The organism is Vibrio sp. 10N (genome assembly GCF_036245475.1).
Lineage (GTDB): Bacteria > Pseudomonadota > Gammaproteobacteria > Enterobacterales > Vibrionaceae > Vibrio.
This window is the reverse complement of the sequence record NZ_BTPM01000001.1, coordinates 1-23965: the sequence shown is the minus strand read 5'-3', so window position 1 is coordinate 23965 and position 23965 is coordinate 1. Positions and strand designations below refer to the sequence as shown.

General features: G+C 47.9%; 19 protein-coding genes. 8 read left to right on the top strand and 11 right to left on the bottom strand.

The window, feature by feature from the left end; all coding sequences use genetic code 11:
- Positions 1–8: 8 nt before the first annotated feature.
- The gene (locus tag AAA946_RS00095; RefSeq protein ID WP_338163164.1) at positions 9–1466 is read right to left on the bottom strand and encodes a TrkH family potassium uptake protein; all 1458 of its coding nucleotides are present in this window, start codon (positions 1464–1466) and stop codon (positions 9–11) included.
- A 31-nt stretch (positions 1467–1497) separates the two neighbouring features.
- Positions 1498–2121, bottom strand: a complete 624-nt coding sequence (locus AAA946_RS00090) for a YigZ family protein (protein ID WP_338163163.1) — start codon at positions 2119–2121, stop codon at positions 1498–1500.
- A gap of 218 nt (positions 2122–2339) precedes the next feature.
- Here AAA946_RS00090 and fadB point away from each other — a divergent pair, with 218 nt between their 5' ends.
- From fadB to acuI, 3 genes are all read left to right on the top strand, one after another.
- Positions 2340–4508, top strand: a complete 2169-nt coding sequence (fadB, locus tag AAA946_RS00085; RefSeq protein ID WP_338163162.1) for a fatty acid oxidation complex subunit alpha FadB — start codon at positions 2340–2342, stop codon at positions 4506–4508.
- A 26-nt stretch (positions 4509–4534) separates the two neighbouring features.
- Complete coding sequence (gene fadA / locus AAA946_RS00080; protein WP_042478154.1) at positions 4535–5698, top strand: acetyl-CoA C-acyltransferase FadA; 1164 nt, start codon at positions 4535–4537, stop codon at positions 5696–5698.
- 160 nt (positions 5699–5858) lie between these two features.
- Positions 5859–6839 (top strand): acrylyl-CoA reductase (NADPH), encoded by a 981-nt coding sequence (gene acuI, locus AAA946_RS00075; protein ID WP_042502476.1) that lies wholly within the window; start codon positions 5859–5861, stop codon positions 6837–6839.
- Between the two features lie 54 nt (positions 6840–6893).
- Here acuI and AAA946_RS00070 read toward each other — a convergent pair whose 3' ends face one another.
- Together AAA946_RS00070 and AAA946_RS00065 are read right to left on the bottom strand one after the other, a co-directional pair.
- Complete coding sequence (locus AAA946_RS00070) at positions 6894–7835, bottom strand: LysR family transcriptional regulator (protein WP_338163161.1); 942 nt, start codon at positions 7833–7835, stop codon at positions 6894–6896.
- A gap of 160 nt (positions 7836–7995) precedes the next feature.
- Positions 7996–8181 carry a hypothetical protein gene (locus AAA946_RS00065; protein WP_338163160.1) on the bottom strand — a complete coding sequence of 62 codons (186 nt, stop codon included), beginning with the start codon at positions 8179–8181 and terminating at the stop codon, positions 7996–7998.
- A 133-nt stretch (positions 8182–8314) separates the two neighbouring features.
- On the opposite strand from AAA946_RS00065, the gene tusA reads away from it, so the two are divergent.
- Positions 8315–8563: a sulfurtransferase TusA gene (gene tusA, locus AAA946_RS00060; RefSeq protein ID WP_338163159.1), complete on the top strand. Its 249-nt coding sequence runs from the start codon at positions 8315–8317 to the stop codon at positions 8561–8563.
- 53 nt (positions 8564–8616) lie between these two features.
- Here tusA and AAA946_RS00055 read toward each other — a convergent pair whose 3' ends face one another.
- Positions 8617–8877, bottom strand: coding sequence for a hypothetical protein (locus AAA946_RS00055; protein ID WP_338163158.1), 261 nt, complete (start codon positions 8875–8877; stop codon positions 8617–8619).
- Positions 8878–9018: 141 nt separating this feature from the next.
- Positions 9019–9573 carry a TMEM165/GDT1 family protein gene (locus AAA946_RS00050; RefSeq protein WP_338163157.1) on the bottom strand — a complete coding sequence of 185 codons (555 nt, stop codon included), beginning with the start codon at positions 9571–9573 and terminating at the stop codon, positions 9019–9021.
- A gap of 415 nt (positions 9574–9988) precedes the next feature.
- On the opposite strand from AAA946_RS00050, the gene glyQ reads away from it, so the two are divergent.
- From glyQ to AAA946_RS00030, 4 genes are all read left to right on the top strand, one after another.
- Positions 9989–10909 (top strand): glycine--tRNA ligase subunit alpha, encoded by a 921-nt coding sequence (gene glyQ, locus AAA946_RS00045; RefSeq protein ID WP_338163156.1) that lies wholly within the window; start codon positions 9989–9991, stop codon positions 10907–10909.
- 2 nt (positions 10910–10911) lie between these two features.
- Positions 10912–12993 (top strand): glycine--tRNA ligase subunit beta, encoded by a 2082-nt coding sequence (gene glyS / locus AAA946_RS00040; protein ID WP_338163155.1) that lies wholly within the window; start codon positions 10912–10914, stop codon positions 12991–12993.
- A gap of 206 nt (positions 12994–13199) precedes the next feature.
- Positions 13200–15284 carry an alpha-amylase gene (locus AAA946_RS00035; protein WP_338163154.1) on the top strand — a complete coding sequence of 695 codons (2085 nt, stop codon included), beginning with the start codon at positions 13200–13202 and terminating at the stop codon, positions 15282–15284.
- A gap of 192 nt (positions 15285–15476) precedes the next feature.
- Positions 15477–16736, top strand: coding sequence for a valine--pyruvate transaminase (locus tag AAA946_RS00030; RefSeq protein ID WP_338163153.1), 1260 nt, complete (start codon positions 15477–15479; stop codon positions 16734–16736).
- Between the two features lie 89 nt (positions 16737–16825).
- Here AAA946_RS00030 and AAA946_RS00025 read toward each other — a convergent pair whose 3' ends face one another.
- The 5 genes from AAA946_RS00025 to dnaA form a co-directional block, all read right to left on the bottom strand.
- Positions 16826–17260: an Hsp20 family protein gene (locus tag AAA946_RS00025; protein ID WP_112481031.1), complete on the bottom strand. Its 435-nt coding sequence runs from the start codon at positions 17258–17260 to the stop codon at positions 16826–16828.
- A 482-nt stretch (positions 17261–17742) separates the two neighbouring features.
- On the bottom strand, positions 17743–20160 hold the full coding sequence (gyrB, locus tag AAA946_RS00020; protein WP_338163152.1) for a DNA topoisomerase (ATP-hydrolyzing) subunit B: 2418 nt from the start codon (positions 20158–20160) through the stop codon (positions 17743–17745).
- A gap of 12 nt (positions 20161–20172) precedes the next feature.
- Positions 20173–21255, bottom strand: coding sequence for a DNA replication/repair protein RecF (gene recF / locus AAA946_RS00015; RefSeq protein WP_338163151.1), 1083 nt, complete (start codon positions 21253–21255; stop codon positions 20173–20175).
- Positions 21256–21270: 15 nt separating this feature from the next.
- Complete coding sequence (gene dnaN / locus AAA946_RS00010) at positions 21271–22371, bottom strand: DNA polymerase III subunit beta (protein ID WP_338163150.1); 1101 nt, start codon at positions 22369–22371, stop codon at positions 21271–21273.
- Between the two features lie 87 nt (positions 22372–22458).
- Positions 22459–23865: a chromosomal replication initiator protein DnaA gene (dnaA, locus tag AAA946_RS00005; RefSeq protein ID WP_038224178.1), complete on the bottom strand. Its 1407-nt coding sequence runs from the start codon at positions 23863–23865 to the stop codon at positions 22459–22461.
- Between the last annotated feature and the right edge of the window lie 100 nt (positions 23866–23965).

Below are 23965 nucleotides of genomic sequence, written 5' to 3'. Positions count from 1 at the left end.
TTGATGAATTAGCTTCGCCAGAATGCTGGCGTTAGTAGTATAAGAAGAGTGAACACTTCTAATCGCCCAAATAGCATCGACACAATCAGTACCCATTTCGCCTTGTCGTTCACATCACCAAAGTGAAGTGCCACCTCTCCAAGACCTGGGCCTAGGTTATTCAGTGTCGCCGCGACAGCAGAGAAAGCACTCAGCTCATCCATACCCGTTGCGATGAGGGCTAACATACACACCACAAACACCAGCGCATAAGCGGAGAAGAACCCCCAAACCGCATCGACAACGCGCTGTGATAGTGCCGTCCCGCCGACTTTGATGGTATAGACCGCTCTTGGGTGAACCAAGCGCTTCATTTCACGAGCACCTTGCAGTGTCAGTAGTAAAATACGAATGACCTTCATACCGCCACCCGTTGAACCCGCGCAGCCACCAATAAACGATGAGAACAGCAGGAGTACCGGCAAGAACAGTGGCCATTCCGAGAACCCCGTTGTTGTAAAGCCGGCCGTCGTCGATATCGAGACTGACTGGAACAGAGCCTGATCGAACGCGTCGTACATAGAATTGTAGGAGTGATGCTCAAGTAAGATAAGGAAGCACACCAAAAACAGAACCACCTGAATAAAGATGAAAGCTCTAAACTCAGGATCTTTCCAATAGTACTTAGGGTGCACGCCACCCGAGGCAAAAGCCGCAAAGTGCAAAGAATAGTTACACGCAGATATCAGCAGGAACACGACCGTAATCATGTTAATAGCAGGACTATTGAAATAGCCCATACTGGCATCATGAGTGGAGAAGCCGCCAATCGCTATGGTTGAGAAGCTATGAGCAATCGCATCAAATGGGGTCATACCTGCAACCCAAAACGCTGCCGCACAGGCGATGGTCAAACTCAGATAGATGTACCAAAGCGCTTTTGCGGTTTCAGCAATACGCGGCGTCATCTTGCTATCTTTAACAGGTCCTGGGATCTCCGCTCGATACAGCTGCATGCCACCGATACCCAGAACAGGTAGGATCGCAACGGCAAGTACAATGATACCCATACCGCCAAACCATTGAAGAAGTTGGCGGTAGAACAAAATCGCTTTAGGAAGTTCGTCTAAACCGACGATAACCGTCGCACCCGTAGTGGTTAATGCAGAAAAAGATTCAAAGAAGGCATCGGTTACCGAGACATTCGGGTAATCAGAAATGAGAAATGGCAGCGCGCCCGCACTGCCGATTACGGTCCAAAACAGGACAACGATTAGAAATCCGTCTCTGGCTTTGAGCTCATGCTTATGACGACGATTTGGAAACCAGAAAAACCCGCCGCAAAGTAGTAGGACGAAGAAGGTCGTGACAAAAGGCACACCCGCACCATCTCGATAGATCAGTGCGACTAAAGCGGGTGCGAGCATTGAAACGCTAAACAGAGCGAGTAGCAGTCCGACAATGCGAATAATGGATCGAAATTGCATATGAGTTGATGAAGCTGCGCTTCGTTACGTCCTAGTTGTTTTCTACCGGGGAGACCATTGCCTTGGCTCCGCTTTTATTAATGATACTCTGCGTCAGTGCATCGACATGGTTCACTTCTAGCTCAACAATGAGAATAACCTTGTCGGTGTAGTGCGACTCGACCTCTACCGCTTCGAAACGATTCAGCTCTGCCTGAGCTATAGACACGAATGCATAGTCTAACTCTAGACGTAATTGTGTGGTGATTTTTTTTTCGATTGTTTGAATTAGCTTAAGTGCTTGCTGCACGCCGCCACCGTAGGCTTTCACCAAGCCGCCAGTTCCAAGCTTGATGCCACCAGAATAACGCGTCACTACCGCGGTGAGCTCTCCAATACCAGAGCCACTTAACTGGGCCAAGATAGGTTTACCTGCCGTGCCAGACGGCTCACCGTCATCACTAAACCCCCACATCATCGAGTTTTCAGGACGCCCTGCGACAAAACCCCAGCAATTATGCCTCGCACTACTATGCTGTCTTTTTACTTGGTCAACAAACGCTTTCGCAGACTCAATACTCGGCGTATGAGCAATTTGCGTGATGAACACGCTCTTTTTGATTTCTTCTTCAAAAACCACGGGGTGCTCTGGTATCAGGTATGCAGTTGAGTTCATTGGGTTTTACAGGTTTGTCGCCTAAAAGGGGTATTCTAACACGGGCAATAGCAATTGACTCCAAGATTGGACACTGGTCATAATGTTAAACACTTGTTTAAAAAATGTATTGAAATTACTTTCATTGCAGTACACACTTACACAACTGGTCTAACCAGCACTAGAACTATAACAACCGCTTTCACGCAATCACGGATTGTCTGTCACGGAGAATGACAATGATTTACCAATCTGAAACTATACAGGTAAAGGAAGTACGTAACGGCATCGCCGAGCTGTGCTTTAGCTCTCCTAAGTCGGTCAATAAACTTGATCTGGCTACCCTCGAAGCTCTAGACAAAGCACTTGATGCTGTTACAGCATGGAGTGACCTTAAAGGGCTTATCCTAACCACTGATAAAAGTGCCTTTATTGTGGGTGCTGACATCACTGAGTTCCTTGGTCTATTTGCCAAACCAAAAGCTGAACTCAAAGAATGGCTAGGATTCGCCAATAACATTTTCAACAAATTGGAAGATTTGCCCGTTCCAACGCTATCTGCATTAAAAGGCCACGCCCTAGGCGGTGGTTGTGAGTGCGTGCTGGCAACAGACTTTAGAATTGGTGACAAGACCACCAGCATCGGTCTGCCAGAAACTAAGCTTGGCATTATGCCTGGTTTTGGCGGCACGGTTCGCTTGCCAAGGCTTATCGGCGCAGACAGCGCAATGGAAATCATCACTCAAGGCAAAGCATGCCGTGCAAATGAAGCATTAAAAGTAGGCCTTATCGACGCCATCGTCGAAACCGACGCGCTGTATGATTCTGCATTGAACACCATTGAGCTGGCTATCAACGAAAAGATTGACTGGAAAGCGCGTCGCCAAGCGAAAGTGTCTCCACTGACACTAAGCAAGCTTGAGTCCATGATGAGCTTTACCATGGCAAAAGGTCTGGTCGCACAAAAAGCAGGACCACACTACCCAGCACCAATGGCAGCGGTCAAAACCATCGAAGAAGCATCTCGCTTCAGTCGTGATGAAGCACTCGAAGTCGAAGCAAACTACTTTATACAGCTTGCTGGCTCCGATGTGGCGAACGCTCTGGTTGGCATATTCCTCAACGATCAATACATCAAAGGTCTAGCCAAGAAAGCTGCGAAATCAGGTAAAGAGACGGAGCGCGCCGCAGTACTGGGTGCAGGCATCATGGGAGGCGGTATCGCGTTCCAATCTGCACTTAAAGGTGTGCCGGTCATTATGAAGGACATCGCCCAAGCATCACTTGAGCTAGGCATGACCGAAGCGTCTAAACTGCTGAATAAGCGTTTGCAGCGTGGTCGTATCGACGGACTTAAGATGGCTGGCGTACTGGCTTCTATTACTCCTAGCCTACATTACGCCGGTATCGAGAAAAGCGATGTGATTGTAGAAGCGGTGGTAGAGAATCCAAAAGTCAAAGCCGCGGTACTCAGTGAAGTCGAAGAGATGGTCGGTGAAGGCACAGTTATCGCGTCCAACACTTCAACCATTCCTATCAATACACTCGCGAAGTCACTAAAACGCCCAGAAAACTTCTGTGGTATGCACTTCTTTAACCCAGTGCATCGCATGCCATTGGTTGAAATCATCCGCGGTGAACACACCTCGGAAGAAACCATCAACCGCGTGGTGGCGTACGCTGCGAAGATGGGTAAATCCCCTATCGTGGTCAACGACTGCCCTGGTTTCTTCGTTAACCGTGTTCTGTTCCCGTATTTTGGTGGCTTTAGTCAACTACTGGCTGATGGTGCTGACTTTATCCAAATCGATAAAATCATGGAGCGTAAGTTTGGCTGGCCAATGGGTCCTGCTTACCTACTTGACGTGGTCGGCATCGACACCGCGCATCACGCACAAGCAGTGATGGCAGAAGGTTTCCCAGAGCGCATGGCGAAAGATCAGCGTGATGCCATTGACGTGCTGTTTGAAAATACACGCTATGGTCAGAAAAATGGTTCTGGTTTCTATGCTTACACCACAGACAAGCGTGGTCGTCCTAAGAAAGCACCAAGCGAAGACATCAGCTCACTGCTTGAGCCCGTGAGCAAGCCTGCGCAATCATTCGAAGATGACACCATTATTCAACGCATGATGATTCCGATGATCAACGAAGTCGTACTGTGTTTGGAAGAGGGCATCATTGCGACACCGCAAGAAGCGGATATGGCGCTGGTCTATGGCCTCGGCTTCCCTCCATTTAGAGGTGGCGTATTCCGTTATCTAGACAGTATCGGTATCGATAACTACGTGGTGATGGCGAAACAATACGAGTCACTGGGTGCAATGTACAAAGTGCCGCAGTCGCTGGTCGATATGGCAAGCTCTGGCAAGCGCTTCTATGACGTACAGCAAGCTAGCTCACTGTAACCACCGATTGGATGAGGAATATCAAAATGAAAAATGTTGTCGTTGTTGATTGTCTTCGTACACCTATGGGTCGTTCCAAGGGTGGTGCTTTTAGACATCAACGTGCTGAAGATTTATCGGCACACCTAATGAAAGGGATCCTGGCTCGCAACCCACAAGTGAAGCCAGAAGAGATTGAAGATATCTACTGGGGCTGTGTACAACAAACCCTAGAGCAAGGCTTTAACGTTGCTCGAAACGCTGCGCTTCTCGCAGGTCTACCGATTGAGATTGGTGCCGTCACGGTCAACCGCTTGTGCGGCTCGTCTATGCAAGCATTGCATGACGCGGCGCGCTCTATCATGGTTGGCGATGCTGAAATCTGTCTGATTGGTGGTGTTGAGCACATGGGACACGTCCCTATGACGCACGGTGTAGACTTCCATCCTCAGCTTTCTAAGAACGTTGCGAAAGCAGCTGGCATGATGGGTCTAACCGCAGAAATGCTGGGTAAACTGCATGGCATCAGCCGTGAGCAACAAGATGAATTTGCTGCGCGAAGCCACCAGCGAGCGCAAGCGGCGACGCTTGAAGGCCGCTTCAAGAACGAGATCTTGCCGACAGAAGGTCACGCAGAAGATGGTTCACTATTTACCCTCGACTACGATGAAGTGATTCGTCCAGAAACCAATGTGGAAGGGCTATCCAAGCTTCGTCCAGTATTTGACCCTGCGAACGGTACTGTAACAGCGGGTACATCATCGGCACTGTCTGATGGCGCATCTGCCATGCTGATCATGAGCGAAGAGAAAGCCAACGAGCTTGGTTTAACGATTCGCGCGAAGATCCGCTCGATGGCCATTGCGGGCTGCGATCCGTCGATTATGGGTTACGGCCCTGTCCCAGCGACACAAAAAGCACTCAAGCGTGCTGGCCTGACGATGGACGATATCGATATTGTTGAGCTTAACGAAGCCTTTGCAGCTCAATCTCTACCATGTGCTAAAGATCTTGGTCTACTGGATGTGGTCGATGAGAAGGTTAATCTGAATGGCGGCGCCATCGCATTAGGCCACCCTCTAGGTTGTTCGGGCTCTCGTATCTCGACCACCCTTATCAATATCATGGAAAACAAAGACGCCAAGATTGGTCTCGCCACTATGTGTATTGGTTTAGGTCAAGGTATCGCAACCATTTTTGAAAGACCGTAGCCCTCTCATTACGGCTTTTCAACACAAACAGCTCCGTTATCGGAGCTGTTTTTATTTATGCATGCAGCGCATATATCTAATGTTGAAGTTTCATTGTTTATTTTCCCATTTCTCACCTACACTTTGCAGCAGATAACACGTCAACTCATTGGAGAACATCATGTTCAAAGCACTGTTACTTAACCAAGAAGATAAAAAAACAATCGCTACTATTTCTCAAGTAGACGAGTCACAGCTTCCAGAAGGTAATGTAAAAATAGATGTAAAATATTCATCTTTGAACTACAAAGATGGGTTGGCAATTACCGGTAAAGGTAAAATCATCCGCAATTTCCCAATGGTACCGGGTATCGATCTTTCTGGCGTCGTGTCGCAATCAGACGACCCTCGCTATAAGGAAGGCGACGAAGTGGTTCTCACTGGCTGGGGGGTCGGTGAGAATCACTGGGGTGGCATGGCTGAGAAAGCGAGCCTAAACGGCGACTGGCTAGTGCCAATGCCAGCGGGTCTCGATGCAGAAAAAGTTATGGCTATCGGTACTGCTGGTTTTACTGCGATGCTGTGTGTACAAGCCATTGTTGATGCCGGCGTGAAACCTGAAGACGGCGAAGTGCTGGTCACTGGCGCAAGTGGTGGTGTGGGTAGTGTATCAGTGACGCTGCTAAGCCAGCTAGGTTACAAAGTCGCAGCAGTGACAGGTCGCGCTTCGGCGAATGGCGAACTGCTAAAATCACTCGGTGCATCACGCATTGTTGAGCGTAGCGAGCTTGAAGAGCCAGCAAAACCGCTTGAGCGTCAATTCTGGGCTGCAGCTGTCGATACGGTAGGCAGCAACATGCTTGCTAAAGTGCTTGCGCAAGTAAACTACAACGGTGTTGTCGCAGCATGTGGTCTAGCGGGTGGCTTTGATCTACCAACCACAGTGATGCCATTTATCCTGCGTAACGTGCGTCTACAAGGTGTCGACTCAGTAATGTGCCCACGCGAAAAACGCATCAAAGCTTGGGAGCAACTAGCGACGCTACTTCCTGAGTCATACTACGCACAGGCAAGCAAAACCGTAGCACTAGAAGATGCGATTCAAGCGGCTGAAGACATCACTAACGGTGCTGTGACTGGTCGCGTAACTATCAAGATCTAATTAACGATGACCTCGTTATAGAAAAGGCTCTCATTACGGGAGCCTTTTTTGCATTCAGCCTAAACCCACATCTTCGATACGCTTAGCAATCAATTTCCCGCACTCTTCTTTTACTACCGAGCGAAGCCACTTTTGAGATTCCGAGGTATCGCATCGAGCATGCCAAATTAAGGAATAGTCAAACGGCGTGAAGGCAAAAGGCAGCGGCTTAATCACTAAATCGTAGCGCTCGGCCACTAAGTAAGCGAGATCAGCCGGAACGGTAATAATGAGCGGCATGCTATCGACAATCGCTAACGCCGCTTCGAGATGATACGCGCGCAGCACCATCTTTCTTGGGTTTTGATTAATAAGCGCAGCATCCAAGAGCGCTTTGACGCCATCGCTAATGGCAATCATCGCGTGAGGCGCATTAATGTAATCCTCCAGTGATAAAGGCTTATCCGCCAAAGGATGTTGTTTGGAAACCAAACAAGAAACGCCTACAGGCCCAAGCACTTCTTGATGCAAAGGTGTCACAGACCCGGTCGGACGGCAAATCGCCATGTCGACTTTGTCTGTACTGAGTTGTTTGAAAAGGCTTTCATGTTGCAGTGGCGCAAACTCTAAAGAAATATTCGGTGCTAACTGATAAATCTTAGGCAACGCATAAGGCAAGATGGTTTGCATCGCGTAGTCAGTCGTTGCGATGAGGAAGCGCTCATTGCAGTAGTAAGGATTAAACTCGCTAGGTGTTAATAGCTGCCGAAAAGACTCAAGTGGCTGGTCTATTTGCTTACATATCTCAAGCGCCTTGCGGGTCGGTATAATGCGTTGCCCTTGGCGAGTAAATAACGGATCGCCAAGCAAATCTCGCAATCTTCCCAGCACTCGACTCGTCGCAGACTGACTTAGGTTAAGTCGCACAGCTGCCTGACTAACACTGCCCTCTTCCACCAGCACTTTTAGTGCCACCAACAAGTTAAGATCGCGGCGATAGATTTCTTCGAGTTCCATAAGCCTTTCCTAGGTTCATCTTTACTTAGTCTACACCTGGTTTGCTTTTCTTCAGATAAAAAAAATCCCGCCTTTCAGCGGGGAAGCCCAAGAAAATGGGGATAGTGTCGGAATGTCGTAGTCTATTGGAAATCTAAAATAGCAAGATGTTTATTAAATGTTAATTTTCTTGTTCCTCAGAGGCATCTTGCCAGCGTCTCATCTCTAACCACAATCCCATGATTGCGGCACTCAATCCAATTAATGGTGTCCAACCGGCCTGCTGTGAAGGCTGAAGTACCAAAGCACAAAAGGCTATCAAGCAAAGTACCGAGTAAATTGTCAATCTATCTAGTGCGGTCAACATAGCTACTTCCTTGTCTCTTTGTTACCAACTTGTTAATAAAGTTAAAGCAAAAAGATCCATTTGCCAAGGGGTTATTGCATATTTTTTCTTCATAAGTAGAATTTGGCCTGTTTTCTAGAGAAAAGAGTTCCCCATGACAATCAATACAGACCTTGCCACGCAAACACTCGAAGCCCAAGGATTGCGCTGCCCAGAGCCAGTGATGATGGTCAGGAAGACAATTCGTAAAATGGAAGATGGTGATGTGTTGTTGGTGAAAGCTGACGATCCTTCCACCACTCGCGATATTCCCAGTTTCTGTCGTTTTATGGATCACCAACTGCTTGGTGCACAAACAGAAACCGTGCCTTACCTTTACCTAATCAAAAAAGGATTAGCGTAACGCATTAAAAAAGGCTGCCATTGGCAGCCTTTTTGCTATTCGTCCTGTTCGAGCTATTCGTCATATTCCAGCGTTCTGACTTCTGATTGCAGTTTCTTGATCTGCTTTTGCATCGAACGTATCTCATTGTGCATTGGGATGAGATGCTGAACTCGAATCCACGACTCAACAGCCAAACCAGTCATCACAATGGCGCCTACTACCATAGGTATCCACATGTCCGTGAGTACCATACCAAGCAGCGTTAATACCAAACCGAAGGTAAACAAACGGCTTTGGCTTTCTGCGGTCATTCCTGTGTAACGTGTAAGCATAATCGTTGCCCTCTCGCTAGGATCCACATGATTAAAGTACCATGACAATTATGACACTAATATGTCATTCATCACGAAATCAGTCAGATTCGAGCGAGAGTTTGATCGCGATTAAACTTTGGTAGTCATTTGATATTATTGTTAAAAAATCGCCGCACCAAGAGCCAATCCAACAAACAAAATCGCGGTAATACGACGAATCCAATCTAGCGGTAATTTATCCGCTGACAACTTACCAATCAGCACCACGGGTACATTGGCCAGTAGCATACCGACCGTGGTGCCAATCACCACCCAAGTCAGGGCATCCGCGTATTGCGCGCCGAGAATGGAAGTCGCAATCTGAGTCTTGTCACCGATTTCGGCAATAAAAAACGCGATAAAACTGGCGATAAACGGACCACGGCTGGAGATGTTTTCATCGTCGTCCAGTTTATCCGGCACCAAGATCCATGCTGCCATCGCTAGGAAGCTGACCACCAGCACCCACTTTAGGACTTGAGGCGATAGATAGTCCGCCACCACAACACCGAGCCAAGCGGCTAGCGCATGATTGGCAATGGTTGCTAGAAAAATAGCGGCAATAATAGGAATCGGTTTACGGTAACGACTGGCAAGCAACAATGATAAAAGTTGGGTCTTATCACCAATTTCTGCAAGTGCCACAGTAGTAATTGAAATAGCTAAAACGCTCACGACATGCTCTTTGGGGCAGGGTTTATAGTATTTAACCTATAGACAAACCTCGCGCCCCACCCCGGTTCACGATGTTTATCTATGGTCTTGCTAAACTTGTGGGCACAAGTCTCGAGCGCCATGGTGATTTTGCACCAATTATGTTGACGAACGAATCCAAACGCTTGCAAGCGTATAGATAAGCTACTCCCCAAAGATGGCGGCATTGTAATCATCCACTAAATCAAATTCAACAATATTGCCCTCTTCATACCGTCATACAGCGAATAACACCGAAAAACCGCATTTTTTTACCTTTATGATGATTAATTCGGCACTTTTACCCCTACTCCCCTTACCGATTAGTCGGTATACTTATTTGTTATTTTCTGAATATCAGATAGACCTTTTCACTTAGAGAATTGCGCGAATTACTATGCAAAAATACGATATCAAAACCTTCCAGGGAATGATCCTCGCGCTGCAGGATTACTGGGCACAGAACGGTTGTACTATTGTTCAACCACTAGATATGGAAGTAGGTGCAGGCACCTCTCACCCAATGACATGTCTACGTGCACTTGGCCCAGAGCCAATGTCTACGGCATACGTTCAACCTTCACGTCGTCCGACCGATGGTCGTTACGGTGAGAACCCGAACCGTCTTCAGCACTACTATCAGTTCCAAGTAGCGCTTAAGCCGTCTCCTGACAACATTCAGGAGCTGTACCTTGGTTCACTTGAAGTGCTTGGTATCGACCCACTAGTTCACGATATTCGTTTCGTAGAAGACAACTGGGAAAACCCAACGCTTGGCGCATGGGGTCTTGGCTGGGAAGTATGGCTAAACGGCATGGAAGTAACTCAGTTTACTTACTTCCAGCAGGTTGGTGGCCTAGAGTGTAAGCCAGTGACTGGCGAAATCACTTACGGTATCGAGCGTCTAGCTATGTACATCCAAGAAGTAGATTCCGTGTACGACCTAGTGTGGAACATCGCACCAGACGGCAGCAAAGTGACTTACGGTGATATCTTCCACCAAAACGAAGTTGAGCAATCAACATACAACTTCGAACACGCTGACGTTGATTTCCTTTTCACTTACTTCGATCAGTGCGAGAAAGAGTGTAAAGAGCTACTTGAGCTTGAGAAGCCACTTCCTCTACCCGCTTATGAGCGCATTCTTAAAGCGGCTCACGCGTTCAACATCCTTGATGCACGCAAGGCTATCTCTGTAACAGAGCGCCAACGTTACATCCTTCGTATCCGCAACCTGACTAAAGCGGTTGCTGAAGCATATTACGCATCACGTGAAGCTCTGGGCTTCCCAATGCTTAAGAAAGACGAGGAGAAGTAATCATGGCAAAAGAATTTCTAATTGAACTCGGTACTGAAGAGCTACCACCAACGCAGCTTCGTACTCTAGCAGAAGCTTTTGCGGCAAACTTCGAAGCAGAGCTTAAAGGCGCAGATCTCGCACACGAAGGTGTGAAATGGTACGCGGCACCTCGTCGTCTCGCACTTAAGATTGCCGGTCTTGCTGAAGGCCAAGCTGACAAAGTGGTTGAGAAGCGTGGTCCTGCCGTTTCTGTGGCATTCGATGCTGACGGTAACGCCACCAAAGCTGCACAAGGCTGGGCTCGCGGTAACGGCATCACCGTTGAACAGGCAGACCGTCTAGTCACTGACAAGGGCGAATGGCTACTGTTCAAACAAGAAGTCAAAGGCCAAGCAACGACTGAAATCGTTGTTGACCTAGCAGCAAAAGCGCTGGCTAACCTACCAATCGCTAAGCCAATGCGTTGGGGTAACAAGACGACTCAATTTATCCGTCCTGTTAAAACACTGACTATGCTAATGGGCTCTGACCTGATTGAAGGCGAGATCCTAGGCGTGGCATCTGACCGCACTATCCGTGGTCACCGCTTCATGGGTGAGCAAGAGTTCACTATCGATTCTGCTGAGCAATACCCTGCGATTCTAGAAGAGCGCGGTAAAGTCATGGCGGATTACGAAGCGCGTAAAGCGATCATCCTAGCGGATTCTCAAAAAGCTGCAGCGGCTGTTGGCGGTATCGCTGACCTAGAAGACGACCTAGTAGAAGAAGTGACTTCTCTAGTTGAATGGCCAGTTGTACTAACGGCGAAGTTTGAAGAAGAATTCCTGAAGGTTCCTTCTGAAGCGCTGGTTTACACCATGAAAGGTGACCAGAAGTACTTCCCTGTCTATTCATATGAGAATGGCGATGAAAACAAGAAGCTACTACCTAACTTCATCTTTGTCTCTAACATCGAGTCGAAAGAGCCTCGCCACGTTATCGAAGGTAACGAGAAGGTTGTACGTCCACGTCTAGCGGATGCAGAGTTCTTCTTTAACACTGACCGTAAGCGTCCTCTTATCGACCGTCTGCCTGAGCTAGAACAAGCTATCTTCCAAAAGCAGCTTGGTACTATCAAAGACAAGACTGACCGTATTACCGCACTTTCTGGTTACATCGCTAAACAAATTGATGCGGACGTTGAAAAAGCAACGCGCGCAGGTCTACTGGCCAAGTGTGACCTAATGACATCAATGGTATTCGAGTTTACCGATACCCAAGGTGTAATGGGTATGCACTACGCGACTCACGACGGTGAAGACGAGCAAGTTGCGCTCGCACTATACGAGCAGTACATGCCTCGTTTCGCCGGTGACGAGCTACCAAGCACAGGTATCTCATCAGCGGTAGCCATGGCTGACAAGCTAGATACGATTGTCGGTATCTTCGGTATTGGCCAAGCACCTAAAGGCTCAGATCCATTCGCACTGCGTCGTGCATCACTCGGTGTGCTACGTATCATCGTTGAAAACGGCTACAACTTAGACCTAGTTGACCTGATCCGTGAAGCGAAGGTGCAGTTTGGTACTAAGTTAACCAACGACAACGTTGAGCAAGATGTGATCGAGTTTATGCTAGGTCGCTTCAATGCATGGTACAAAGACGAAGGCTTCAGCGTGGACATCATCCAAGCGGTACTTGCACGTCGTCCAACCAAACCAGCAGACTTCGACCAACGCGTTAAAGCGGTATCTCACTTCCGCGGTCTAGAAGCTGCAGAAGCACTAGCGGCAGCGAACAAGCGTGTAGGTAACATCCTAGCGAAATTTGACGGTGAACTGGCAGCAGACATCGACCTTGCTCTTCTACAAGAAGATGCAGAGAAGACGCTAGCCGAAAACGTTGAAGTCATGACTGAAGCCCTTGAGCCAGCATTCGCAACCGGTAACTATCAAGAAGCACTAAGCAAACTTGCTGACCTACGTGAGCCAGTGGATGCGTTCTTCGATAACGTGATGGTCATGGCCGATGACGAAGCGCTTAAGAAGAACCGTCTAACGCTATTGAACAACCTACGTAACCTGTTCCTACAAATCGCCGACATTTCACTTCTTCAGAAATAGTCATCGATTCTGGTAACAAGAGTTAATTAAAAGGGAAGCTTCGGCTTCCCTTTTTTGTCGCTTTAAAACGGCGCTAAGTTATTGTTAGTTCTGTGAACCAGTAAGAAGATTGTAGGGTAACGGCCTGCAAACGAGCGGTTATGGCACTCAGAATGTAGAGGGTAACATTTGATATAAACGTGGGATAACTTCAAGGAAGAGACACCATGAAAAAGACCCTAATTTCACTATCTGTGGCGATGCTCAGTGCCTGCAGCCAACTACCCGACGATGCTTTACTGCTTAGCCTAGACGACCAACAGGTCGCTTTTGCTGCCAATGAACAAGGATTGCTGATCGCAGAAAAGAAACTCGATAAAGGCAGTTACACCTTTTCTATCGGTGATAATGCGCAAACCTGTGGCAGCACCTTTGCTCTAGCTGACGATGCACGCATTAAATTTAACCGCCCACTCAAGCTCGACGATTGTGCTGGGGAGTCCGTCATTCCTATGCGGGTGTTCAAAGCCAATACCTACCAATTTACGCTAAACCCAATAAGCAATGAGCTGACAGTCCGCGTGAAGCCAAAACAAACGACGGACTACACGGCGACCTGCCCCGTTGCCACAGACACCGCCAAAATCATTGATGTCAGTGCGACTTTTGCCGATGGCACTGTGCTCAAAGACGCGCTAACGGGTCAACAAGCCACTGTCAGCAGTGGCAAGATCGCACTGCAGCCCGGTGCGAATAGCCAAGGCTTACTATTGCTAGAGCCGGCTGAGCAAACACCGAAGGCGGAATTTGACTGGGACAACGCGACGGTCTATTTCGTGATGACCGACCGCTTCTACAACGGCCACCCAGATAACGATAACAGCTATGGCCGAAGCAAAGATGGCGAACATGAAATCGGCACCTTCCATGGTGGCGATCTGGCTGGTCTTACCGACAAGCTCGACTATATTGAATCGCTCGGTGTGAATGCCATCTGGATCACTTCACCGCTGGAGCAAATCCATGGCTGGGTTGGCGGCGGCGATAAAGGCGACTTCAAGCACTATGGCTATCACGGTTACTACCATCAGGATTGGACTAAGCTCGACGCCAACATGGGTACCGAGGCGGACTTACGCCGCTTTGTCGATACCGCCCATGAAAAAGGTATCCGCGTCGTCTGGGATGTCGTCATGAACCATACCGGCTACGCCACGCTAGCGGACATGCAAGAATTTGGCTTCGGAAAACTGTACCTATCAGATGAAGAGGCAAAACAAGAGCTCGGTGAAAACTGGACCGATTGGCAACCAAAATCAGGGCAAAGTTGGCACAGCTTTAATGATTACATCAAGTACAGTGATGACGAAGCATGGGATAAGTGGTGGGGTAAAGATTGGATCCGTACCGATATTGGTGACTACGACGCGCCTGGATACAACGACAGAACCATGTCACTTAACTTCTTGCCGGATCTAAAAACTGAATCGACACAGAAGACAGGCCTGCCGAACTTCTATCGTAATAAAGAGACCAATGCCAAAGATGTTCAAGCCACGCCAAGTGAGCATTTAATCACCTGGCTCACCGATTGGGTTCGCGAGTATGGCATCGATGGTTTCCGTGTCGATACCGCGAAACACGTCGAGCTGGAAAGCTGGGCCAAGCTCAAGCAAGCCAGTAATGAAGCACTGGCAGAGTGGAAACAAAACAACCCAGACAAGGCACTGGATGATAAACCCTTCTGGATGACCGGTGAAGTTTGGGCGCACAGTGTGGTGAAGAGCCCGTATTTCGATAACGGTTTTGATTCCATCATCAACTTCGAGTTCCAAGGCGACGTCGCACCTAAGGCATTGAAGTGTTTCGCGAACCTAGACAATGACTATCGCCGCTATGCAGAGCGCATTAACAGTGACAGCGAGTTTAATGTGCTGAGCTACCTCTCTTCGCACGATACTTCACTGTTCTGGGCATCTCGAAGCCGAAGTATTGATGATCAAATGCGTGCCGCAAATGCACTGATGCTGAGTCCGGGAGCAGTGCAGATCTACTATGGTGATGAGGTCGCAAGAGACCTAGGTGTCAGTGGCTCCGACTCACACCAAGGTACGCGCTCTGATATGCCTTGGGACAAGATCACCGGTCAGCGCGAGGCGTTACTCAAACACTGGCAAGCACTAGGGGATTTCCGCCTGCGTCACCCAGCCGTTGCCAAAGGACAACACATTACCCACCAGCGTGAAGGTTACTACGCGTTCGAGCGTCGTTACCAAGATGACAAGGTACTCATCGTTTACACTGGTGAATAATACCGACCATCACCCCCGTCACCCCAATAAAGGAGCACGAGTTTGCTCCTTTTCTGGTTGCCAATTTACCATCAGGCAAATAGTACTTTGCCTGATGGTGTCATTGCTGTATGTTCAAAGATTCATCTTGCTCCAAGCAGGATAAAAATCGGTATAAATACAACAAGTGAACACAATGAACTAGGTACCACAATGCAATTTTCGAAGTTTGGTGAAAAATTTAATCGTTACTCAGGTATTACCCAATTAATGGATGATCTTAATGATGGCCTTCGCACTCCAGGTGCCATCATGCTCGGAGGTGGTAACCCAGCCGCCATTCCTGCCATGCTCGAGTATTTTCACCAAGCCAGTAGTGACCTCCTTGCCAGTGGAGAGCTGGTGGCCGCCATGGCCAACTATGATGGCCCACAAGGAAAAGATGCGTTTGTAAAATCGCTCGCTAAGTTACTTCGCGATACCTATGGCTGGAACATTACCGAAAAGAACATCAGCCTAACCAATGGCAGTCAAAGCGGTTTTTTCTATCTGTTTAACTTATTAGCTGGAAAACAAAGTGATGGTAGCCATAAGAAAATCTTGCTACCGATAGCACCGGAATACATTGGCTATGGCGATGCTGGCATCGATGAGGACATTTTTGTCTCTTATCATCCAGAAATCGAACTGCTGGATAACGGTCTGTTTAAGTACCACGTGGATTTCGAACACTTAAAAATTGATGATTCGGTGGCTGCCATTTGTGCCTCGCGCCCAACCAACCCTACGGGTAATGTGTTAACCGACGAAGAGATCCACAAGCTAGATAAACTGGCTCGTGAAAACAACATCCCACTTATCATCGATAACGCCTACGGCTTGCCATTCCCAAACATCATCTTTGAAGATGTAGAACCGTTTTGGAATGAAAACACCATCCTCTGCATGAGCCTATCTAAACTAGGCCTGCCTGGACTGCGCTGCGGCATCGTGATTGCGAGCGAAGAAGTCACCCAAGCGATGACTAATATGAATGGCATTATTAGCCTAGCGCCGGGCAGCTTTGGTCCTGCGCTTGCTCATCATATGATTGAGAAAGGCGACATTCTGGATCTCAGCTCGAACGTTATTAAGCCGTTTTACCAGCAAAAATCCCAGCGCGCGGTAGAGTTGTTGCAATCAGCGATTACCGATCCTCGCTTTCGAATCCATAAACCAGAGGGCGCCATCTTCTTGTGGCTTTGGTTTGACGAACTGCCAATTACCACTATGGAGCTTTATCAGCGCTTGAAGGATCGCGGCGTGTTGATTGTGCCAGGAGAATACTTCTTTATCGGTCAGGAAGATGAATGGGATCATGCCCATCAGTGTCTGCGCATGAACTATGTACAAGATGACGACAAAATGCAGCAAGGTATTGCGATTATCGCGGAAGAAGTGGCTAAAGCATACGCGCAAGGCACTCACGCTTAAGGCTGTTGATAAAATAGAATAGATACAAAAAGAGCGCCTTCTGGCGCTCTTTCACTCTTTATATCAGGGCTTTCATTTCAGTGAAATGATTAGCCTTCGATCAGTTTGTTACCACCAATCTCGATTTTACGTGGCTGCATCGCTTCTGGAATTTCGCGCTCTAGATCAACGTGAAGTAGACCATTTTCCATGCTTGCACCCACCACTTTCACGTAGTCAGCTAGCTGGAATTTACGCTCGAAATCGCGCTCTGCGATACCTTGGTACACGTAGTTTTTGCCTTCTTCGGCTTTACGTTCACCCTTCACAATCAACATGTTCTCTTTTTGCGTAAGATCGAGTTGGTCTTCAGCAAAGCCAGCCACAGCCATAGTAATACGGAAATGGTTCTCGTCTTGTTGCTCAATGTTGTATGGAGGGTAACCGCCAGAAGAGTTTTTCGCTGAGTTCGCTTCCATCATGTTGAATAGACGATCGAAGCCAATTGCGTTGCGGTATAAAGGAGTGAAATCTACAGTTCTCATCATGCTATCCTCATAGTAAGCAATAGTCTTAGCCGTGAGTTTTCACTTACACCCAGCCTATAAAACTGATGTAGTGACGACTAAGGGATTCATCCACCACTCCGCTGACAGCCGTGCTGTTCGGGGACGTAGCAACAAATCAGTTTTTTCAGTGTGCCGTTAAAGTTATCCTCCGCTGAGCGATACTTTGCAGGCGTTTAAAAGGTCTGTTTCTTCTCTCTTGAGCAAGACAGCTCCCTCTTCACAACTAGATATAGGGATGGCGAAAATCGCTTTCAAGGCATTTTCTTTAATTATTTTTATAACGGTTATTTTTCATAGAGTTAAAAACAAAAAAGACCGCCGTGTAAGGCAGTCTTTTTGTTTTTAGATTGGTTTATCGAAGCTGGGTGAGCTGAGTTCAAGGAGAAGGCGCGCAATTTATAGGTATAAATGAGCACCTTCGACGCAGAAATCAGTTCAGCCAGCGAAGAGAAATCAATCTAAACGTCTAGGTTAGCGACTTTAAGTGCGTTCTCTTCGATGAAGTTACGACGAGGCTCTACTTGGTCGCCCATTAGCGTCGTGAACAGTTGGTCTGCGCCAACCGCATCTTCAATCGTGACTTGCATCATGCGACGTGTCTCTGGATCCATCGTGGTTTCCCAAAGCTGGTCTGGGTTCATCTCACCTAGACCTTTGTAACGCTGTAGGCTCAGACCGCGACGTGACTCTTTGATCAGCCAGTTTAGGGCCTCTTCAAATTGACTCACAGGTTGAGTACGCTCACCACGTTTCACGTAAGCACCTTCTTCGATCAGACCTTCTAGTGCTTCCGATAGAGACGCTAGCTTGCCGTACTCTTTCGAGTTCAGTAGGTCAATACTCAGTACATGCTCATGAGTCACACCGTGAGTACGCACGATGATTTTCGGTAGGTTCAGACCTAGCTCAGCGTGCTGTTCAACCTCGAAGCTGTATTGGCTTGCGCCCACTTCTTTAGCATTGAGCTGCTCAACAAGCTGCTTAGACCATGCTTCAACCGCCGCTGCGTCGTGACACTGCTCAGCCGTTAGGCGTGGCGTGTACATGAACTCACTCACTAGTGCGTGCGGGTAGCGACGAGCCATGCGCTCTGCAATTTTCACTGCGCCGTTGTACTGCTGTACCAGTTTCTCTAGCGCTTCACCAGCTAGCGCTGGCGCTTCAGGGTTCACGTGCAGAGCGGCGTTATCCAGTGCCAATGAAACTTGGTATTGGTTCATCGCATCTTCATCTTTGATGTACTGCTCTTGCTTACCTTTCTTCACTTTGTAAAGCGGTGGCTGAGCGATGTACACGTAACCGCGCTCGATAAGCTCTGGCATTTGACGGTAGAAGAAAGTCAAAAGCAGCGTACGGATGTGAGAACCATCGACGTCCGCATCGGTCATGATGATGATGTTGTGGTAACGCAGTTTATCTGGGTTGTACTCGTCACGGCCGATACCACAGCCTAGAGCTGTAATTAGCGTTGCCACTTCCTGTGAAGAAAGCATCTTATCGAAACGCGCTTTCTCTACGTTTAGGATCTTACCTTTCAGTGGAAGAATCGCTTGGTTCTTACGGTTACGACCCTGCTTAGCACTACCGCCCGCAGAGTCACCCTCCACTATGTACAGTTCAGAAAGCGCTGGGTCTTTCTCTTGACAGTCAGCCAATTTGCCTGGCAGACCCGCTAGGTCTAGAGCGCCTTTACGACGTGTCATTTCACGCGCTTTACGCGCTGCATCACGTGCACGAGCGGCGTCAATAATCTTAGTACAAACAATCTTCGCTTCACCTGGGTTCTCTACTAGGAACTCAGACAGCTTCTCACCCATCGCAGACTCAACCGCTGATTTCACTTCTGATGAAACGAGCTTGTCTTTGGTTTGGCTTGAGAACTTCGGATCTGGCACTTTCACCGATACGATAGCGGTTAGGCCTTCACGAGCATCATCACCTGATGTCGCCGTCTTAGCCTTCTTAGAGAAGCCCTCTTTATCCATGAACGAGTTCAGCGTACGCGTTAGTGCGGCACGGAAACCGGCAAGGTGAGTACCACCATCACGTTGTGGGATGTTGTTGGTAAAGCAGTAAATGTTTTCTTGGTAGCCATCATTCCACTGCATCGCCACTTCAACCGTGATGCCATCATCACGCTCGTTATCAAAGTGGAAGATTTTCTGAATGATTGGTGTCTTGTTGGTATTTAGATGCTCAACAAACGCCTGGATACCACCTTCAAACATGAAGTGATCCATTTTGTCTTCTTCGCGCTTATCGACCAGCTTGATTGAGACACCTGAGTTTAGGAACGACAGTTCACGTAGACGCTTGGCAAGAATGTCGTAGTGGAACTCTACGTTAGAGAAGGTTTCTTCACTTGGCCAGAAACGAATTTCTGTACCCGTTTTGTCGGTATCACCAATCACAGCCAGTGGCGCCTGCGGCTCACCGTGGTGATAAGTTTGAGTATGAATGTGACCGCCACGATGGATTGTTAGTGTCACTTGCTTAGACAGTGCGTTTACAACCGAAACACCTACGCCGTGCAGACCACCCGATACTTTGTACGAGTTGTCATCGAACTTACCACCCGCGTGAAGTACCGTCATGATAACTTCCGCCGCAGACACTTGCTCTTCTGGGTGCATTTCCGTTGGAATACCACGGCCATCATCGCTAACAGAAACAGAGTTGTCCTCATGAATAGTCACGATAATGTCGCTACAGTGACCTGCTAACGCTTCATCAATTGAGTTATCAACCACCTCAAAAACCATGTGGTGTAGACCGGTTCCATCGTCCGTGTCGCCGATGTACATTCCTGGACGCTTACGTACCGCATCCAGACCCTTTAGTACTTTAATACTCGATGAATCGTAATTTTCTGACATGAGTTTCTCTCACTATTTACCTTGCTCTATTGTGCCATGTTCCACATGAAACATCTTGCCATTTTCGTCAATCATGTCGGCAACTTGGCTTTCGGTAATAGAGCTTACAAAAACTTGAGCCTGAGTCTGTTTTAAGTAATCCGCTAAGCGTTTACGACGCAGGCTATCTAATTCTGAAGCAAAGTCATCTATCAGATAGATACATTGCTTTCCAGTCAACTCTGCGAGGTGCTGCCCTTGCGCAAGACGCAGCGCACACATCATCAGTTTCAGTTGACCACGAGACAACACATCCTCTACAGGGGTGTTGTTCACTTTAATTCTTAAATCGGCTTTATTTGGGCCACTGAAGGTGTACCCCAAACTTTGGTCACGCTCAAAGTTACGTTCTAAGAGCTCGCCATACGGCGTGTCTTTTTCCCAGCCACGGTAATAACCGAGTTTGATTTCAAACTCCGGCAGAAAAGACTGACACATTTCTTCAGCCAAGGTTTTCATCTGTTCGACATAGGTGCGGCGCCAACCATCGATTTGCTCAGCGAGCTGGGCTAAATCTCTATCCCAATAGCTTAACTCTCGGTAGCTGGTGGCAGTCTTAAGTAGCGCATTACGCTGCTTACTGAGACGCTTAAAACGACCCCAAGCTTCAAAAAAACCTGGCTCAGAGTGAAACACACCCCAGTCGATAAATGCTCGGCGAAACTTAGGGCCATCAGTGAGCAATTCAAAGCCCTCTGGATGGATAAGTTGCAGCGGCAACACCTTGGCAAGCTGAGCTAACTTTTGCCCAGATTGACCGCCTATTTTAACCTCTGTTGAGCCATCGCGCTGCTTATTAATGCCAATGGGTATCTCAAATTGATCCGAGTTCAAAAAACGGCCGTGTACAAACAGCTCTTGACAGTCATTTCGTATCACTCGACCGGTGAGCGAACTTTTAAATGAGCGCCCATGACCAAGCAAATAGATCGCCTCCAACAAGCTGGTTTTGCCACTGCCGTTGGGGCCAATAATAAAGTTAAAGCCTGTAGATAGTTCAATATCACAGGCTTTAATATTTCGAAATTGCTGTACGATTAAACGCGTAAGCGGCATAACATCATGCTCGTCTTAGAGACGAATCGGCATCACCACGTACATGGCACTGTCATCTTCGCTATTTTCAATCAACGCACTGGCGTTGGCATTGGACATCGACATGCGTACTTGGTCGCAGCGAAGCGTGTTAAGTACATCGAGAACGTAAGAAACGTTGAAACCAATCTCGAGCGCGTCACCTTGGAAGTTCACATCGAGCATCTCTTCCGCTTCTTCTTGCTCTGGGTTATTCGCCGTAATGCGCATCTCATTGTCCGCTAGGTTCACACGAACGCCACGGAATTTCTCATTCGATAGAATCGCGGCACGGGAGAACGCTTGACGCAACTCATCACAGTTTGTTTCGAGTGTCTTGTCGGTATTTTGCGGCATTACGCGGCGATAATCTGGGAAACGACCATCAACAAGCTTAGAAGTGAAGACATAGTTGTTCACTTCAGCACGGATGTTCGAGCTGCCAATTTGTAGCGTCACTGGCTGCTCTGGTGCGTCTAAAAGCTTAGAAAGCTCCTGTACACCTTTACGCGGCACAATGATCTGTTTGCTGTCAAAGCTGCCTTCTAGTGCTACCGTTGCCACCGCCATACGGTGACCGTCAGTGGCGACTGAACGAAGTATGTTTTGGTCAATTTCAAACAGCATGCCGTTGAGGTAGTAACGTACGTCTTGGTTTGCCATTGAGAACTGAGTCTTGTCGATCAGCGACTTAAGCTCAGCTTGAGTCACCGTCACTGCCACTTCTTGTTGCCAATCTTCAATGTTCGGGAAATCGCTTGCTGGCAATGTGGATAGAGAGAATCGGCTACGACCAGAACGCACCTGTACGCGATCACCTTCTAATACGATGGTGATATTGGAATCATCAGGCAAACCACGACAGATATCGAGGAACTTACGTGAAGGTACGGTCACGCTACCTGCTTCAAATTCACTCTCTAACGTCACCTTACTTACCAGCTCTACCTCAAGGTCAGTCGCGGTAAGAGAAAGCACCCCTTCTTCTACTTTAAGAAGCAAGTTGCCCAAAATAGGTAATGTAGGACGGCCGCCTAATGCACCAGAAACTTGTTGTAACGGCTTTAGTAGGTGATGACGTTCGATAGTAAATTTCATAGATAACTCTTCGTAAAGATGGCAATCCATGCCACTTATATGCGAAATACAATAACTTGAATGCTAATTATAGTGATTATGCCACTATTATGAAGAAAGCGTGCGAATTAAGTTGGAATAGTCTTCCTTAATGTCATGACTCTCCTCACGCAGCTGAGCGATTTTACGACACGCATGCAGCACAGTAGTGTGGTCACGACCACCAAACGCATCGCCAATCTCTGGCAGGCTGTGGTTGGTCAACTCTTTGGCTAGTGCCATCGCTAGCTGACGCGGGCGAGCCACAGAGCGAGAACGACGCTTGGAAAGCAGATCCGCAACTTTAATCTTGTAGTATTCGGCAACCGTCTTTTGAATGTTATCAATGGTCACCAACTTCTCTTGCAGAGCGAGCAAGTCACGCAGCGCTTCACGAACAAAATCGATGGTAATTGGACGCCCAGTAAAGTTCGCATTGGCAATCACGCGGTTAAGGGCACCTTCCAACTCACGAACGTTTGAACGCAAACGCTTAGCAATGAAGAATGCCACTTCGTCTGCTAGGTGAATTTGGTGGTCTTCGGCTTTTTTCATCAAGATCGCCACGCGAGTTTCTAACTCAGGTGGTTCAATAGCCACGGTCAAGCCCCAACCAAAACGAGATTTCAGGCGATCTTCTACGCCGTTGATCTCTTTGGGATAGCGATCCGATGTCAGGATGATCTGTTGATTGCCTTCAAGCAGCGCATTAAAGGTATGGAAGAACTCTTCTTGTGAGCGCTCTTTATTGGCGAAGAATTGAATATCATCGATAAGCAGCGCATCAACACTGCGGTAGTAACGCTTAAATTCTTCAATTGCGTTGTTTTGTAGCGCCTTAACCATGTCCTGAACGAAACGCTCCGAGTGCATGTACACCACTTTCGCGTTTGGTTTGTTATCAACAATGGCGTTGCCCACAGCGTGCAATAGGTGAGTTTTACCTAGACCGGTACCACCATATAAGAACAGCGGGTTATAGGCCGCACCAGGGTTATCCGCCACCTGACGTGCCGCAGCAAGACCAAGTTGGTTCGACTTACCTTCAACGAAGTTGTTGAACTTATGCTTGATGTTAACGTTTGAGCGGTGATTGATGTCCGAGACTTCCGCCTCATCATCCCAGGTTTTATGCACAGGTTGGCGCGCTTGCAGCTGCGCAGGTGCAGAAGATTCAGCCGCAACGTCGGCCGCAGTCTTAACAGGCTTGGGTGCTGGTGGCGCAGAAACTGGCTTGCTGCCGACTTCGAAACGAAGATTCGGCACATCATTACCACAGTACTCTTTTAGTAGGCGGTTAATGCTGTTGAGGTATCTATCGCGCACCCAGTCGAGTACAAAGCGGTTAGGCGCAAATAGAGTTAGGGTGTTGTCATTAAGCTCAGCTTGTAGGGGTCTAACCCACATGCTGAATTCGGTAGCGGGTAGCTCTTCTTGTAGACGTTGCGAACATTGCAACCAAAGCGAAGATGACACGGTGCTCTCACTCTATTTATTGGAATTGGAAAAGATTGGTAATTTTACCTGTTGATAACCAAGATCGCCAGCAAATGATCGGCGATCCAGTGAATAAGAT